Origin of the sequence: Enterovirga rhinocerotis (genome assembly GCF_004363955.1) — a bacterium.
Taxonomy (GTDB): domain Bacteria; phylum Pseudomonadota; class Alphaproteobacteria; order Rhizobiales; family Beijerinckiaceae; genus Enterovirga; species Enterovirga rhinocerotis.
In genome coordinates, this window is record NZ_SNZR01000014.1 from 225,487 (window position 1) to 239,005 (window position 13,519).

General features: G+C 68.2%; 14 protein-coding genes and 1 tRNA gene. 7 read left to right on the top strand and 8 right to left on the bottom strand.

The features are described from left to right. Nucleotides 1-1,464: an amidase gene (locus tag EV668_RS17750; protein ID WP_133772541.1), complete on the bottom strand. Its 1,464-nt coding sequence runs from the start codon at nt 1,462-1,464 to the stop codon at nt 1-3. 167 nt (nt 1,465-1,631) lie between these two features. Between EV668_RS17750 and EV668_RS17755 the strand changes: the two genes are divergently transcribed. After that, a complete protein-coding gene (locus tag EV668_RS17755; RefSeq protein ID WP_245513288.1) occupies nt 1,632-2,561 on the top strand; it encodes a crotonase/enoyl-CoA hydratase family protein in 930 nt (309 codons plus the stop codon). Between the two features lie 250 nt (nt 2,562-2,811). Beyond that, a complete protein-coding gene (locus EV668_RS17760) occupies nt 2,812-5,073 on the top strand; it encodes a putative bifunctional diguanylate cyclase/phosphodiesterase (protein WP_133772545.1) in 2,262 nt (753 codons plus the stop codon). Here the strand turns inward: EV668_RS17760 and EV668_RS17765 are convergent. After that, nucleotides 5,042-6,022, bottom strand: a complete 981-nt coding sequence (locus EV668_RS17765) for a glycosyltransferase (RefSeq protein ID WP_133772547.1) — start codon at nt 6,020-6,022, stop codon at nt 5,042-5,044. The two genes, EV668_RS17760 and EV668_RS17765, sit on opposite strands and share 32 nt — an antisense overlap. A 467-nt stretch (nt 6,023-6,489) precedes the next feature. On the opposite strand from EV668_RS17765, the gene EV668_RS17770 reads away from it, so the two are divergent. Further along, nucleotides 6,490-6,903, top strand: coding sequence for a hypothetical protein (locus EV668_RS17770; protein ID WP_133772549.1), 414 nt, complete (start codon nt 6,490-6,492; stop codon nt 6,901-6,903). Between the two features lie 373 nt (nt 6,904-7,276). Here EV668_RS17770 and EV668_RS17775 read toward each other — a convergent pair whose 3' ends face one another. Together EV668_RS17775 and EV668_RS17780 are read right to left on the bottom strand one after the other, a co-directional pair. Next, nucleotides 7,277-9,244 carry an acyltransferase family protein gene (locus EV668_RS17775; RefSeq protein WP_133772551.1) on the bottom strand — a complete coding sequence of 656 codons (1,968 nt, stop codon included), beginning with the start codon at nt 9,242-9,244 and terminating at the stop codon, nt 7,277-7,279. A gap of 26 nt (nt 9,245-9,270) precedes the next feature. After that, a complete protein-coding gene (locus tag EV668_RS17780) occupies nt 9,271-10,386 on the bottom strand; it encodes an alkene reductase (protein ID WP_133772553.1) in 1,116 nt (371 codons plus the stop codon). Between the two features lie 194 nt (nt 10,387-10,580). Between EV668_RS17780 and EV668_RS17785 the strand changes: the two genes are divergently transcribed. Together EV668_RS17785 and EV668_RS17790 are read left to right on the top strand one after the other, a co-directional pair. Next, entirely contained in the window at nt 10,581-11,294 is a 714-nt protein-coding gene (locus tag EV668_RS17785; protein WP_133772555.1) for a 4'-phosphopantetheinyl transferase family protein, read from the top strand. A gap of 49 nt (nt 11,295-11,343) precedes the next feature. Continuing rightward, a tRNA-Arg gene (locus tag EV668_RS17790) sits at nt 11,344-11,420 on the top strand. A gap of 171 nt (nt 11,421-11,591) precedes the next feature. Here the strand turns inward: EV668_RS17790 and EV668_RS17795 are convergent. From EV668_RS17795 to EV668_RS17810, 4 genes are read right to left on the bottom strand one after another with little or no spacing between them, the layout of a single operon-like run. Then, nucleotides 11,592-11,939, bottom strand: a complete 348-nt coding sequence (locus EV668_RS17795; RefSeq protein ID WP_133772557.1) for a S24 family peptidase — start codon at nt 11,937-11,939, stop codon at nt 11,592-11,594. Then, nucleotides 11,936-12,184, bottom strand: coding sequence for a hypothetical protein (locus tag EV668_RS17800; RefSeq protein WP_133772558.1), 249 nt, complete (start codon nt 12,182-12,184; stop codon nt 11,936-11,938). Before EV668_RS17800 ends, EV668_RS17795 begins: the two co-directional genes overlap by 4 nt. Then, on the bottom strand, nt 12,181-12,405 hold the full coding sequence (locus EV668_RS17805) for a hypothetical protein (RefSeq protein ID WP_133772560.1): 225 nt from the start codon (nt 12,403-12,405) through the stop codon (nt 12,181-12,183). Before EV668_RS17805 ends, EV668_RS17800 begins: the two co-directional genes overlap by 4 nt. After that, nucleotides 12,389-12,586: a hypothetical protein gene (locus EV668_RS17810; protein WP_133772562.1), complete on the bottom strand. Its 198-nt coding sequence runs from the start codon at nt 12,584-12,586 to the stop codon at nt 12,389-12,391. Before EV668_RS17810 ends, EV668_RS17805 begins: the two co-directional genes overlap by 17 nt. A 463-nt stretch (nt 12,587-13,049) precedes the next feature. Between EV668_RS17810 and EV668_RS17815 the strand changes: the two genes are divergently transcribed. Next, entirely contained in the window at nt 13,050-13,256 is a 207-nt protein-coding gene (locus EV668_RS17815) for a YodC family protein (protein WP_133772564.1), read from the top strand. After that, nucleotides 13,253-13,510, top strand: coding sequence for a DUF6953 family protein (locus tag EV668_RS17820; RefSeq protein ID WP_133772566.1), 258 nt, complete (start codon nt 13,253-13,255; stop codon nt 13,508-13,510). The genes EV668_RS17815 and EV668_RS17820 overlap by 4 nt, the downstream gene beginning before the upstream one ends. Nucleotides 13,511-13,519 lie beyond the last annotated feature (9 nt).

The window sequence follows — 13,519 nt, forward strand, 5'->3', positions numbered from 1 at the left end:
TTAGGCGCCGGACAGCAGCCCCGGCCGACGCCGCTTCACCCATTGCGTCGCCTGGTCATAGGCATGCGCGATGCGCAGGACGCTGAGCTCGTCGCCGCTGCGTCCCGCGAGCTGCATGCCCATCGGAAGGCCGGCCTCGTTGAAGCCGACCGGCACGCTGATGGCGGGCAGGTTCGCCATCGTGAAGGGGATCACGACCTGCATCCAGCGGTGATAGGTGTCCATCTCCCGCTCCCCGATCCGGCGCGGCCAGGTCACGTCCTTCGGGAAGGGGAAGACCTGGGCCGTCGGCAGGACGAGGATGTCGTAGCGGTCGAACAGCCGCCGAACCGCTTCGTACCAGGCCGTGCGCACGCGAAGCGAGGCCTCGAAATCGAGCGCGGAGACGGTCGCGCCCTGCTCGGCCTCCCATTGCGCCTCGGGCTTCAGCAGCGCCCGCTTCGCCGGATCGGCGTAGTCGGCCCGCCGTGCCGCGGCGAAACCGGCCGAACGCAGCCTGATCCAGTTCTGGAACATCTCCTCCAGCGGAAAATCCGGCAGCGGCGCGTGCTCGACCTTCACGCCGATGCCCTCGAGCGCCTTCAGTCCGGCCTCGCACAGCTCGCGGATGCCCGGCTCGAGAGCGATCTGGCCGCCGAGATCGCCGAGCCATCCGACGCGCCAGCCCGAGACGTCGGTGTCGAGGGCCTTGGCGAAGGCTGAGCCGTCCTCGCGGATCGTCGTCGGGATGCGCGGATCGTAGCCCGCCTGGACCGAAAGCAGCAGGGCGAGGTCGGGCACGGTGCGCGCCATCGGGCCGGAGACGCCGAGCGCGGTCGAGAAGATCTCGTCCGTGCCGCCGGGCACGCGGCCGTAGCTGGGGCGCAGGCCGAAGACATTGTTGTAGGCGGCGGGATTGCGCAGCGAGCCGCCATGGTCGCTGCCGTCGGCGACCGGCAGCATGCCGAGGGCGAGCGCCACCGCCGCGCCGCCGCTCGATCCGCCGGCCGTGCGCGACTGGTCGTAGGCGTTGAGCGTCGGACCGAAGACGGGGTTGTAGGTGTTCGAACCGAGGCCGAATTCCGGCACGTTCGTCTTGCCGATGAAGATCGCACCGGCCGCTCGCATGCGCTCGACCATGATGCCGTCGGTCTCGGCCATGGTGTTCGCGTGGATGGGCGAGCCGAGCGTGTTCGGAAAGCCCTTGCAGGGCGCGAGATCCTTGATCGCCTGCGGCAGGCCGTGCAGGGGGCCGCGCCGGCGGCCCGCTGCGATCTCCTCGTCGGCGCGGCGCGCATCGGCCATGATGGCCTCGCGGTCCCGCAGCGACACGATGGCGTTCACGACCGGGTTCAGGCGCTCGATGCGATCGAGATAAGCCGTCATGACCTCGGCGCATGACACCGTCTTGTCGGCGATCGCCTTCGTGACGTCGATCGCATCCCAATCGGCGATGTCGGTTCCCGCCACGCTTCGCCCCGCCATGTCATCCTCGCCCCTGTCGCCAGAGAGCCCATACCAGCAGCGAGGCCGGCTGTCGTCATGTCCCGCTTCGTTAACCCTTATTCAGCAATGGCATTTACAATTTGTTAACTTTCCGACTTACTGAGCCTGAGGCTTAGGCCTGGAGCCAGATCGTGATGTCGGATTCGATGAGTTTGATTGGCAGGAATGCCAATGTGCAGCGATCGAGCGACGATTTAAGACCTATTGAGGCGATCAAACGTCAGGCGGGCACGCTTCCGCAGATTAGCCTGGACTACGAATCTGCGCAGAAGCTTCTCTGGATTACGCTGCGTCCGGAGCCGAAGCCGGTTTTCACTTTGCCCTGCGTCGAGAGCGTCCTGAAGGTCCAGACCGCCATCGGGGAACTCTGGGGCACGGCGGTCGATCGGCCGGTCCTGTTCCTCGCCTACCGGGCCGTGGGCCCGATCTTTTCCCTCGGCGGCGATCTCGACTTCTATCTCGATTGCCTGAGCAAGGGGGACCGGGACGGGCTCGCCCGCTACGCGGCGACGGCCGCCGAGGTGATCAAGCTGAACCGGAACGGCATCAACGGCGCCGTGCTCAGCCTGACGACGGTGCATGCGCGCGCCATGGGCGGCGGGATCGATCCGGCCCGCGCCTGCAACGTGATGATCGCGGAGGAGGCGGCGACGTTCTGCTATCCCGAGATCAACTACAATCACTTCCCCATTTCGGCCGTCCCGATCCTCTCCCGCCATGCCGGCTTCATCGAGGCGGAGAAGATCCTTCTGACAGGCCGGGATTTCACGGCCCAGGAGTTCCACGATCGCGGCGTCGTGGATGCGGTCGTCCCGAAGGGGACGGGCGAGGACTGGATCCGCCGATACGCCGAGGCGTCGATGACGACCCATTCGGCGCGGACGGCGCTCATCGCCGCCTTCAACCGGCAGGCCGGCGATATCGGTGCGGATCTCGCGCGGTCGTCCGCCTCGTGGGTCGCTCACATGGCCACGTTGAAGCCGCTGGAAATATCCAAGCTCCAGCGCATCGCCGCGGCGCAGGAGCGCATGCTCGGCCGCCTTCTGCGGCGGGACGCTGCGGGCGCGTTGAGCTGACGGCCGGCGAGGCTGCGGTCGGCAATCTGGGGCGAGGGTGCACCTTTCCTTAACATCAGGGAAGCGATGGTGTCGTTAATCGTTCAAGAATGACGAGAACGATTCGCAGGCGACCCTGGACTTGGCGATCGAAACGGGAATCTCCGACGACGGACGGGCAGGGAATGGACCGCAAGGGACATTCGCGGCCCTGCTGTCGCGTCTCGCGCCAGCTCCGGTGGATTCGGTCGAGAATCGTGAAGAATACCGGGTGCTCGTCCACTCGCTGTTCTCGTCGCCCGCCTCGATGGTGGTGTCGAACGTCACGGGCATCTTCGTCCTCGTTTACTGCTGGGTCGTGTCCGGTCTCTCGGTCTTCGGCTGGCTTGCCCTCATCGCGAGTTTCGTCTGCATCCTGCGCGTGAACACGGCGCGCCGATACATCAAGCGGGCGCATCTCGCCGCGACCGTTTTCGACATCTGGCGCTGGGACCGCGAGTTCTTCCTCGGCGCGACCGTCTTCTCCCTGACGCTCGGGACCGGGATCTTCTTCTCGTTCGTCGCGACGACGAGCGACGCGTGCCATCTGATCACCGCCATCTGCGGCATCGCCTTCGCGTCCGGCTACGTCGCCCGCAACGCGGGACGTCCGCTCTTCGTGATCGTCCAGCTCCTGTGCTTCACCGTGCCGATGATCGCCGGCCTCCTGGTCGCGGCCGAGCCGTACTACGCCAGCATCGCCGGCTACATCGTGGTCTATGCGATCACTAACGTCATCATCGCCTTCTCGCTGAACCGGAACCTGCTCGGGCTCGCGGCGGCGCAGAAGAAGACGAACGAACTGGCGGATTCGATCCGGCGCAAGAACATCACCCTCGATTCCGCGCTCAACACGATGACGCACGGCCTCTGCATGCTCAGCCGAGACCAGCGGATCGAGGTGGTCAATTCCCGGTTCCTCGAGCTCTACGGGCTTGGCCGATCCGATGTGGAGCCCGGCACGACCCTCGACGAGCTCGAGCGGCGCCTGGTGCAATCACACCGCCTGACGCCTCCCACCGCCCGTGACGTGATCGAGCTGTGCCGGCGCACGGCCGTCCTCGCGCAGGCCGGCGAGCAGGAAATCAAGAGCGAGACGGGCCAGATCCTCGTCGTGACGGTCGAGATGGCCGGAGACGGCGGCCTCCTGATGCTCACGGAGGATGCCTCGGCCCGGAAGGCCGCGGCGAGCCAGATCGAGCGCATGGCGCGCTGCGATCTGCTGACGCAATTGCCGAACCGGTTCCGGTTCGCCGAACTGCTGGCCGAGCGTCTCGCTGAACCGGCATGCCGGATCGCGCTGTTCTATATCGACCTCGACGACTTCAAGGGCGTCAACGACACGATGGGGCACGAGGCCGGCGATCATCTGCTGATCGAGGTCGCGTCCCGCCTCAACGGGCTTCTGGGTGGCCGGGGCGTGATCGCGGAGGGCCGGAGCGTCGTCGGGCGGTTCGGCGGGGACGAGTTCCTCATGCTGATCGACGTGTCGTCGGCGGAGGAGGCCGTCGCTGCGGGACGCGAGGTCCTCGGGGTTCTCGCCGAACCGATGCGGCTCGGCGATGCGACGCTGTCGATCACGACCAGCATCGGCATCGCCATGTCGCCGGAGCACGGCTGGGAGCCGGGAGATCTCCTGCGGGCCGCGGACATGGCGCTGTACGCCGCCAAGGCGGATGGCCGGAACACCGTCGTGGCGTATACGCGGGAACTCGCGGATGCGCTTTCGCATCGTCGCGAAATGGAGGCCGATCTGCGCGAGGCCGCGCGCTGCGGCCGGCTGAGCCTCCATTATCAACCCATCGTCGACGCGCGCACCGACCAAGTCCGCAGCTACGAGGCGCTGATGCGCTGGAATCATCCCGAAAAGGGCATGATTCCTCCGAGCGAGTTCATCCCGATCGCCGAGCAGACCGGCCTCATCACGCAGCTCGGCGCCTGGGCGCTGCGGCAGGCCTGCCTCGATGCGCGCAACTGGGCGGAGACGATCAGCGTCGCGGTGAACGTCTCGGCGTCGCAGTTCAAGGATGCGCCCCAGCTGATCGAGAACGTCAAGGACGCGTTGCTGATCAGCGGCCTCGATCCGAGCCGGCTCGAACTCGAGGTGACGGAGTCGCTCCTGATCGTGAACCAGGAGGCGACCCTCGACGCCATCCGGACCCTGCGGCGCATCGGCGTGCGCTTCTCGCTCGACGATTTCGGCAGCGGCTATTCATCGCTCGCCTACATCGCCCGCTACCCGTTCTCGAAGGTGAAGATCGATCGCTCCTTCGCGGAGCACCTGACGGCGGATTCGACCTCGCGCTCGATCATCGAGGTCGTCTGCCAGCTCGCCCTGAAGCTCGGCATGCGGGTCGTGGTCGAGGGGATCGAGACCGAGCAGCAGCGGCGCGAGATCGTCGCCCTCGGGGCCGAACAGGCCCAGGGCTGGCTCTTCGGCCGCCCGAAGCCGATCGGCGATCTCAATCAGTCGATCCGGCGGACGGCGGCCTGATCGCGGCTCGTGCCGTCCGGTCCGGCGGGCCGAGGCGGTTGGCGATCCCGTCCCTGAGCCCGTCCAGAATCGCGACCCGGCAGTCCCGCGAGAACCGGTTGCGCAGGAGATAGACGGGGATGCGCAGCGGCAGCGTCGCGAGCGTCTTCGCCTTGTGCGCCAGCGGGACATGCGGCAGGCGCAGCATCGCGATCTGATTGCGCAGGAAGGTGTAGAGCCGCCGCGGTGGCTGGTCCGTGGGCCGCAGGCCGAAGGGCAGGGCGATCGTGCCACGCCCCAGGCGGTGGTCCATCCGGATTTCGTCGGCGACCCAGACCGAGAAGCCGCTGGCATCGGCGCGGAAGCACCATTCGAGGTCGATCGCGTCGATGAAGAAATCGGCCCGGAAAGGCCCGATGGCGGCGGCGGCCACGAGATCCACGAGCGAGCCCGACGAGATGATGAAGGATGCCCGCGTCGCGGTGCCTTCGAGGGCCGCCGGGCCGGGTGAGCGATGGCGCGCGATCGCGATCGGGCGCCCGGCGGCATCGACGGGACGAGGGCCGATGGCCGCCGGTCGCTCGCCGGCCGCCGAGACGGAACCGAGGATGGCCGCGAGGCGGGGTACGGCCGCGGGCGGCGGAAGGCTGTCCTGGTCCAGGATGAGGAGATGGCGGTCGCCGGCCGCCTGCGCGCGGGCGACGAAGGCATCGTAGGCGGCGCCGAGCCCGACATTGCCGCCGGGCCGGATCACGGTCAGGAGGGTCGGCGATGCCGAGGCCGACAGACGGCCTTCGACCGCTTCGTCGAGATCGGAATTGGCGAAGACGACGACCTCGCGCACGTCGGGCGCCACTCGCTCGACCAGACGGGCGAGTTCCGCCGGGTCGGGATGATAGGCCACGATACCGGCACTCGCCGTTCCCGGCAGGGCCGGATGCGCGTCCGGGGGTGATGGGCTGTCGTCCATGACGGGGCTCTGAACCCTGCGCGCGCCAGCTGCAACCCCGCCCGCCTCGCACCGCCACCCGCTCGGCCCGCGACGGGGCAGGTCTAGGAACTGGCCGCTTTCGGACTGAACTCGATCGCTCCGCACGGGTTGGTCCCGTGCGAGGAGATGTCTCCACGATGCGGCTGAACAGGAAATGTTGGGGCCGGGTTGCGCCTGGGGTGTTCCTCGGTGCCGTCCTGCTTGCTGGGCTCGCGGGAACGGTTTCGCTGGGCTGGGGCGTGACGCAGGTCGTCAAGCACTCCATCGCGGTCATTCGCGCTCCCCATCACCTCTCGGGCTGACCGTCCACGCAGGACGGTTCGGCTTCGGAGGATGGAACTTTCCGGCCCCCAGCGCGTTCGCGCGCATGTGGGCTCGCGGCCCACATGTCGCACCTGCTGTTCACCGCCTCGCCTTCGGGGAGGCTTGGATTGCGGAGATCGGAGATGCCTGACCTTATCGAACGTGACCTGTCCCTGCGGGCGGCCGACGCGGCTCATGCCGCGTTGATGTATCCGGACGATGTCCTCGCCGCGCAGGATCTGACGACCTCGCAGAAGCGCGCCATTCTCGCCTCCTGGGCATCCGACGACCGTGCCGTCATCGGCGATCCCACGCGCCGGCAGCTCCCGAGCGGAGCCGTCGTGCGGCTGCGCGAGATCACGCGTGCGCTCACCGCCCTCGATCGGCTGACACGCCCCGCCCCATCCGAGGAATGGCGAGCCGCGCGATGGTCCTCGGACCGGCGCCGGCGCATCGCGCGGTGGATCGCGCGTCGCGCGCCGCCGCCGGGCGATGACGACGAGCCGCCGCCCGCACCTGCCGCCGCTTTGCCCCTGCGGCTCGAGCCCGCCGGCTGACGCGGCGGCTCAGCTCCGCCCGGGCCGGGGCGCGCTGGAGGGGCAGGAAGTGTAGCCGCTCCGCACGACGATGCGGTCCCCGCATTGATAGGAGCATCGCATCGGCCCCTGAGGTGTCAGGCGGAACGACGAAGTGAGCACGCAGCGGGGCAGCGGGCTCTGGGCGAGCCGGCCGGCTGCGCCCGATGAGGCGCCGATCGTGTGCGCCGCGGAGGAGCCGATCGAGGCCATGAACACGGCCGCGCCGAGGATGGCGGGACAGGGTGGCACGATCGTCGTCTCCGATTGCGGAGAGCGGTCGCTAAAAGTCGGCCGTTGCAACCGGATGTCCCGCATGGTGCGGGCCGTCCCCCGCCAAGGCGGCGGAGGACCTCTACTGCGCCGGCGGGACGGGTCGCTTCGCGGCGCCCGCCAGCGCCGGTGCGATGGCGATCTTCGCGACGTGGAGCGAGCCGTCGGGACTCAGATGGCCGTAATCCACCGCGAGAAGATTGTACGGCCCGGGCACGGGCACGGTCGCCTGGCAGCGCCCATCGGGGCAGAGAGGCGTCGTCAGCGAGACGTAGGTGAGGAGCGGGCTCGCCCCGTAGCGCTCGGTCAGGAGCCGGTCGGTGGCGAGGGCGGCAGGAGCCGGCGGAATGCGCAGGTCCGTCCGGTCGACATCCCAGAAGCGCCTGACGACGACCTGCGGCAGGGAGGGATGCCATTGCGGCAGGGGGCCGAGAAGGACGACCTCTCGCACGCCCGCCTCCCTCGCGAAGCGGGCGATCGCGTCCCAGTCCTGGTTCTCGTGATCCTGCGAGCGGGCGAGGAAGAGGATGTCGGGCCGCAGGCGTCGAATGGCGTCGCGGGCATAGGCGTTGGCCGGGTCGCAGAGCACGCCGATCGCGGCTTCGGGAAGCGGATCGAGGCTCGGCCGGCAGCCCGAGGTCGCGACCTGGGCGAGAGCCACCCCCTCGGGCATGATGGCACGCAGGCCCGCCGACAGGGATTGCGCGTGGGAATCGCCCCACAGGAACCACGTCCCCCGCGGGCCGTGCGCGGTGCAGGCCGGGGCGATCGCCGGTTTCCGGCTCTGCGTCGTCCAGTCGTAGAAGTCGCATTCGCTGCGATACTGCGCGGCGAGGCCCGTCCGATGCAGGTGGATGTAGTGCTGCAGGAAGCGTGATTTCGGGTTGTCGTCGGCGGGGCGCCAGGGCAGCCCCTTGCCGAGATCGAGCGCCATCCCGAACGCGAAGGCGACCGGGAGCCCGGCCGCGAGGATCGGCACGGAGGGCGCGAAGGAGAAGCCTCTCCGGATCGGCCTCTCGACGAAGCGATAGGTCGCCCAGGCGAGGGCGATGCTGGCGGCGAGGAGGCTCCATCGGATCCCTGCCGCGATCGTACCGCTCTCGTCATAGCCCGCGAGGACATGCGCGAACGAGATCAGCGGCCAGTGCCAGAGATAGAGCGGGTAGCTGATCAGCCCGATCCCGACCGCGAGGCGGTTCGAGAGGACGAAGCGGTTGATCAGCGTCTGCGGCCCGGCCGCGATCAGGCAGGCCGTCCCGGCCGCCGGCAGCAGCGCCCGCCAGCCCGGAAAGGGAGATGACGGCCGGAACTGGACGAGCGCGATGACGATCAGCCCGAGCCCGATGGCTGCCAGGAGATCCGGCGACAGCGGCGGCCGGCCGCGCCATTCGATCGGCCGGCCCTCGCGGATGGCGACCGAATGGGCGAGGAGCCCGCCGAGCGCGAGTTCCCAGAGGCGCGTCATGGGCCAGTAGAAGGCGGTCGTCGGCGCGAGCGGCGTCACGACGAGGCAGGCGACGAAGGAGGCTGCCGCGATCGCCGCGACGATCGCGAGCCGGTGGTTCCCGCCCCAGCGCCAGGCGGCGGCGAGGATCACCGGCCAGACGATGTAGAACTGTTCCTCGACCGCGAGCGACCACAGATGCAGCAGCGGCTTCGTATGCGCGGCCGCGTCGAAATAGCCGGCCTCGGTCCAGAGCAGGAAATTGGAGACGAAGAGCGCGCTCGCCGCGATATGACGGCCGAGCGCCGCGAACTCGTCGGCCCGCAGCAGGACCCAGCCGGCCGCTGCGGTCGCGGCGAGGATGACGAGCAGAGCCGGCAGGATGCGGCGGATCCGCCGGCCGTAGAAGTCGCGATAGGTGAAGCTGCCGGCCGCGAGATCGCCGAGGATGATGCGCGTGATCAGGTAGCCGGAGATGACGAAGAAGACGTCGACGCCGACGAAGCCGCCCCGCAGCGGCTTACCGAAGAAGTGGAACACGACGACGGCCAGCACGGCGAGCGCGCGCAGGCCGTCGATATCGGGCCTGTAGCGGCCGCCATGCATCGTGCGTTCCCGGGAAGAGGCGTGGATCAGGCCGCGGCTTCGTCGAGGGTCGGATAATCCGTGTAGCCGGCCTCGTCGCCGCCATAGAACGTGGCGCGGTTATAGGGCGTCAGCGGGGCGCCGCGGCGGAGGCGCTCGGGCAGGTCCGGATTGGAGATGAACAGCCGGCCGAAGGCGATGGCATCGGCCTGGCCGGATGCGACCGTCGCCTCGGCCGCGTCCGCCTTGTAGTTGCCGGCCGCGATCAGGACGCCGGGCCAGAACGGCCGGTAGAGCTCCGAGGCCATGGGGACGTTCTGATGGTCCACCTCGGCCTGGCCGGTGCCGCTCGCCCGCGGCTCGACGAGATGCAGGAAGGCGAGGTCGAGCTTGGCGAGCTCCTTGATCAGATGGGTGTAGAGCGGGCCGGGATCGGCCTCGCCGCTGTCGTTCGCGACGCCGAAGGGCGAGAGACGGATGCCGACCTTGTCGGCCCCGAGAACGTCGACGACGGCGCGCGTCACCTCGAGCGGCAGGCGGCAGCGGTTCTCGATCGAACCGCCGTAGCGATCGGTGCGCTGGTTCGTGCGCGTCTGCAGGAATTGCTCGAGCAGGTATCCGTTCGCGGAATGGATCTCGATGCCGTCGAAGCCGGCCGCCTTGGCGTTCCGGGCGGCCTCGGCATAGGCCTCGACGATGGCAGGAATCTCGTTGGTTTCGAGCGCGCGGGGCGCGACGAAATCCTGGCGGGTGAAATCGGCGGTGAGCGCCTGCCCGGCGGGCTTCACGGCGGAGGCCGAGACCGGCAGGCCTCCATTCGGCTGGTGCGAGGGGTGCGAGAGCCTCCCGACATGCCAGAGCTGAAGGAAGATCACGCCGCCCTTGGCATGCACGGCCTCCGTGACGGCCTTCCAGCCCTCGACCTGCTCCTGCGAATGGATGCCGGGCGTTGCCGGCGAGCCCTGGCCCTCCGGCATGATCTGGGAGGCTTCGGCGATGATCAGGCCGCCCTTGGTGGCGCGCTGCGCATAGTACTCGGCGTTGAGCGGACGGGGCACGTTGCCCGGCCGCGCCGCGCGCATGCGCGTCAGCGGCGCCATCACCACGCGGTGGGCCAGTTCGTAGGGGCCGATGCGGAGCGGCGAGAACAGGGACTGCGTCATGGATGATCCCGTTTTGTCGAGGCGGTTGCGGCTTTACCAGAGTCCCGCCGTATCGCCACCTGGGGCGGGCGTGACAGGTCTCGCCAGGATCGCGGTGCGCCTTTAGGGCTTCGCGCGGAGAATGCCATGACGACCGCCCCCGACCATACGCGCCCTTCCGTCGCCGATCGCTCCGCGGCCGGGGCCGGGGCGGCGTGAGACCGCCCGCCGCCGACGAGGTCCATCTCTGGACCATGTCCCTCGATGCGCCGGACGCCGAGGACCCTTGGGCCGTGCTGTCGCCGGACGAGCGGGACCGGGCAGGGCGCTTCCTGCGTCCGATCCACCGGGACCGCTATGCGGCCGGCCGGGCCTGGCTGCGGCGGGTCCTCGCCGGCTATCTCGGCCGGTCGCCGTCCGAGATCGCCTTCGCCTACGGCCAGCACGAGAAGCCCGCCCTTGCCGGTGGCCCGGGCTGGCTCGACTTCAACCTCGCCCATTCCGAGGAGCATGCGCTTCTCGCGGTCTCGCCCGGATTCCCCGTCGGGGTGGATATCGAAGTCCTGCGGCCCGTCGACGAGAAGCTGCCGCAGCGCTTCTTCGCGCCGGGCGAGGTGGCGGCCCTCGCCGCGTTGCCGGCCGCCGCGCGACAGGCCGCCTTCTTCCGCTGCTGGACGCGCAAGGAGGCGTATCTCAAGGCTCTGGGCTCGGGCCTCGCGACGCCCCTCGACGCCTTCGAGGTGACACTCGGGCCGGGCGAGGCGGCGCGGCTGCTCCGGGTCGCCGGCAAGCCGGACGAGGCTGCGGCCTGGCAGATGCTCCACTGGGAACCGGAGGGGCAACTCCCCCGCCGGATGGGCGCGGTCGCCGCCCGCCGCCGCGGCTGGCGGCTGGTCGAGATGGGCAGCGGCGGCGCAGGACCGCCGTGACACTCCCCGCCCCCTCTGCTACTGCCTGCCGAAGGCCTCCCGGCCTGCCGGCCCCGTAGCTCAGCTGGATAGAGCAGCCGCCTTCTAAGCGGCAGGTCGTAGGTTCGAGCCCTACCGGGGTCGCCAGAATTATCTCAGTCAATTCAGATACTTGGCGTTTGCAGAAGACTAGCTTGGTCCAGGAATTTCCCTGCAACACGTTCCACGCAGATCGAGCGATTTCAATAATTTACGTGATGGTCCCGGCGGCTCCATGCAACACGAGCGCAACACGGCCGAAGCCGCCGGGCGGGGTCGTCAGAAGCGGAGCGCGTCAGGCACGAGCCTGCGATCCATCACGTTCAGCTTGAAGACGGCTTTGGCCAGGAGGCAGCCCAGCAAGTCGTCGCGGGGCATCTCCCACGTCGAGTACCGCTCGTTGTCCGACATCAGCCGGGCCATCCCGCCCGCGGGCGCCACGCGGTAGAGCACCGGCCCGAACGGCAGATCGAGGACGTAGCAGCCCTCTCCGTCCCATCGGTCGACGGCCCTCACCAGCGCGAAGTCCCCTCGGTAGAAGGTGGGCTCCATCGAGTCGCCTCGGATCGGGAAGAGCTGGAGCCCTTCGGCCGAGGCGACTTGTTCGGCGAGCGTGAGAGCGTTCATGGCGCGCCTCCCTCGATCGCTGCGAAGTACGCATCCCGGAGAGCCATGGCGCGGTTCTGCGCATCGTAGACGATCCACGCCGTCGCACCGCTGTCCTCCTTTGGTATGCGACAGACGAACTCGTCGTTGGGGCCACGCTCACCTTGTAGGCAGCGTTCGACCATGATGGCCGCGACGTGCGCGGACCAATAGGCCTCCTCCACGAGTTGTTCGAGGCCGCGGAGAGCTTCGAGGGGCGTGCTCATGCTGCCCTCCAATCCACGCCGACGGCGTCGAGCACCGTCGCGGCGCGCCGGCAAGCCTCTCCGGGGTGATGCTGGTGCCACTCGAAGGCGGGACCGTGCAGGCTGATGAAATCCCGGCGAGGCTCCAGCCCGAGCGCCTCGACGACGCGATGACGCTCGATCGAGAGCCAGTTGCCGTATTCCTCGAGGAGGCGGCGATCGGCGTCAGGCGACGCGGACATTGGCGCCTCCCCGGATATCAGCCTGGAGGAAGCCCTCGAAGCACGCATCGGGCTCGAGGTCCGGATCGTCGTCGAGAAGGTCGAGGACGCCGATGAGGAACTCGATGGCGTCACAGATGCGCTCTCGGGAGAACGCCAGCCCACGGGCTTCCTGAGCCGTGGATAGGGCAACGATGGTCATGGGGGATGCTCTGGACAGACAGGGCCTTCCACAGCCCTGGTCCCCGGTCAGGGACACGTCGGGCAGCGGACCCGACAGCCGGGGGGTGGAAGCCTGCCAGAGCGACAGGCCGAACGCTTTTAGGGATCTCTCCCCTGGACAGCACGTCCGCCCCCGGCCATAAAGGTCGGGTTCGGTACCGCGCCGCCAAGCGCGTCCGTTCGGCTCCCTCGCGGGAGCACGCATTTCGACCGCTGCCTCTCCTGCCAGGGAGAAGGCGCATTCCTGCCAGGGAATCGCGGTCTAGCTCTAGTCCGGGCTTCCACACCCAATCCCAAGCTACGCGCGAACCTCGTTAACGACAAGTTGACGGGCGCTTCGGCGCGCATGATCCTGCGCCATAAGCACAGATCGACGTCGTGCGCGTGGTTGACGTTCACGCGCGCCTGATGCTGACTGCGGCGAGCATCCAGGGCGGAGACCGATGGCCAAGAACAGTTTCAATAAGGGCGACGTCGTTGTGCTGAAGTCCGGCGGACCTCCGATGACCGTTGATAAGCTGCCGGGAGAAACGTTCATCCGGAAAGTCGATAGTGAGTATTACTGCTCGTGGTTCAAGGGGGCCACGCTGAATGAAGGATCATTTCCAGAGCATGTTTTGATGACTTACGTTCCGCCGGAGAAAAAATGACTCCGGCAGAGGCTGCAGAATGGATGCTTGAGCAGTTCGAAGCCAAGCGTTTCCTCTATCAGGAAGAGGCTGCCACCCATCTCCTACATCTCCACGATGAGGAGTTGGCGTATTACGATGCTTCCGGCAACGTCTGCGTTGGCAAGGCCGTGCTCCGCGAGTTCAACAAGCTCACGCCCGACGCTGTTTACGAGAGGGCAGAAAAATTCTGGCGCGATAGGCTACCAAGCGATGAGCCGGGGCGGCAACAGTAGCCTACCACG

Coding starts and splice junctions, on each gene's coding strand:
- EV668_RS17810 (WP_133772562.1), bottom strand. CDS start 12,586: ATGACCATCGTTGCCCTATCCACGGCTCAGGAAGCCCGTGGGCTGGCG.
- EV668_RS17775 (WP_133772551.1), bottom strand. CDS start 9,244: ATGCATGGCGGCCGCTACAGGCCCGATATCGACGGCCTGCGCGCGCTC.
- EV668_RS17820 (WP_133772566.1), top strand. CDS start 13,253: ATGACTCCGGCAGAGGCTGCAGAATGGATGCTTGAGCAGTTCGAAGCC.
- EV668_RS17755 (WP_245513288.1), top strand. CDS start 1,632: ATGAGTTTGATTGGCAGGAATGCCAATGTGCAGCGATCGAGCGACGAT.
- EV668_RS17750 (WP_133772541.1), bottom strand. CDS start 1,464: ATGGCGGGGCGAAGCGTGGCGGGAACCGACATCGCCGATTGGGATGCG.
- EV668_RS17765 (WP_133772547.1), bottom strand. CDS start 6,022: ATGGACGACAGCCCATCACCCCCGGACGCGCATCCGGCCCTGCCGGGA.
- EV668_RS17805 (WP_133772560.1), bottom strand. CDS start 12,405: ATGTCCGCGTCGCCTGACGCCGATCGCCGCCTCCTCGAGGAATACGGC.
- EV668_RS17780 (WP_133772553.1), bottom strand. CDS start 10,386: ATGACGCAGTCCCTGTTCTCGCCGCTCCGCATCGGCCCCTACGAACTG.
- EV668_RS17770 (WP_133772549.1), top strand. CDS start 6,490: ATGCCTGACCTTATCGAACGTGACCTGTCCCTGCGGGCGGCCGACGCG.
- EV668_RS17815 (WP_133772564.1), top strand. CDS start 13,050: ATGGCCAAGAACAGTTTCAATAAGGGCGACGTCGTTGTGCTGAAGTCC.
- EV668_RS17795 (WP_133772557.1), bottom strand. CDS start 11,939: ATGAACGCTCTCACGCTCGCCGAACAAGTCGCCTCGGCCGAAGGGCTC.
- EV668_RS17800 (WP_133772558.1), bottom strand. CDS start 12,184: ATGAGCACGCCCCTCGAAGCTCTCCGCGGCCTCGAACAACTCGTGGAG.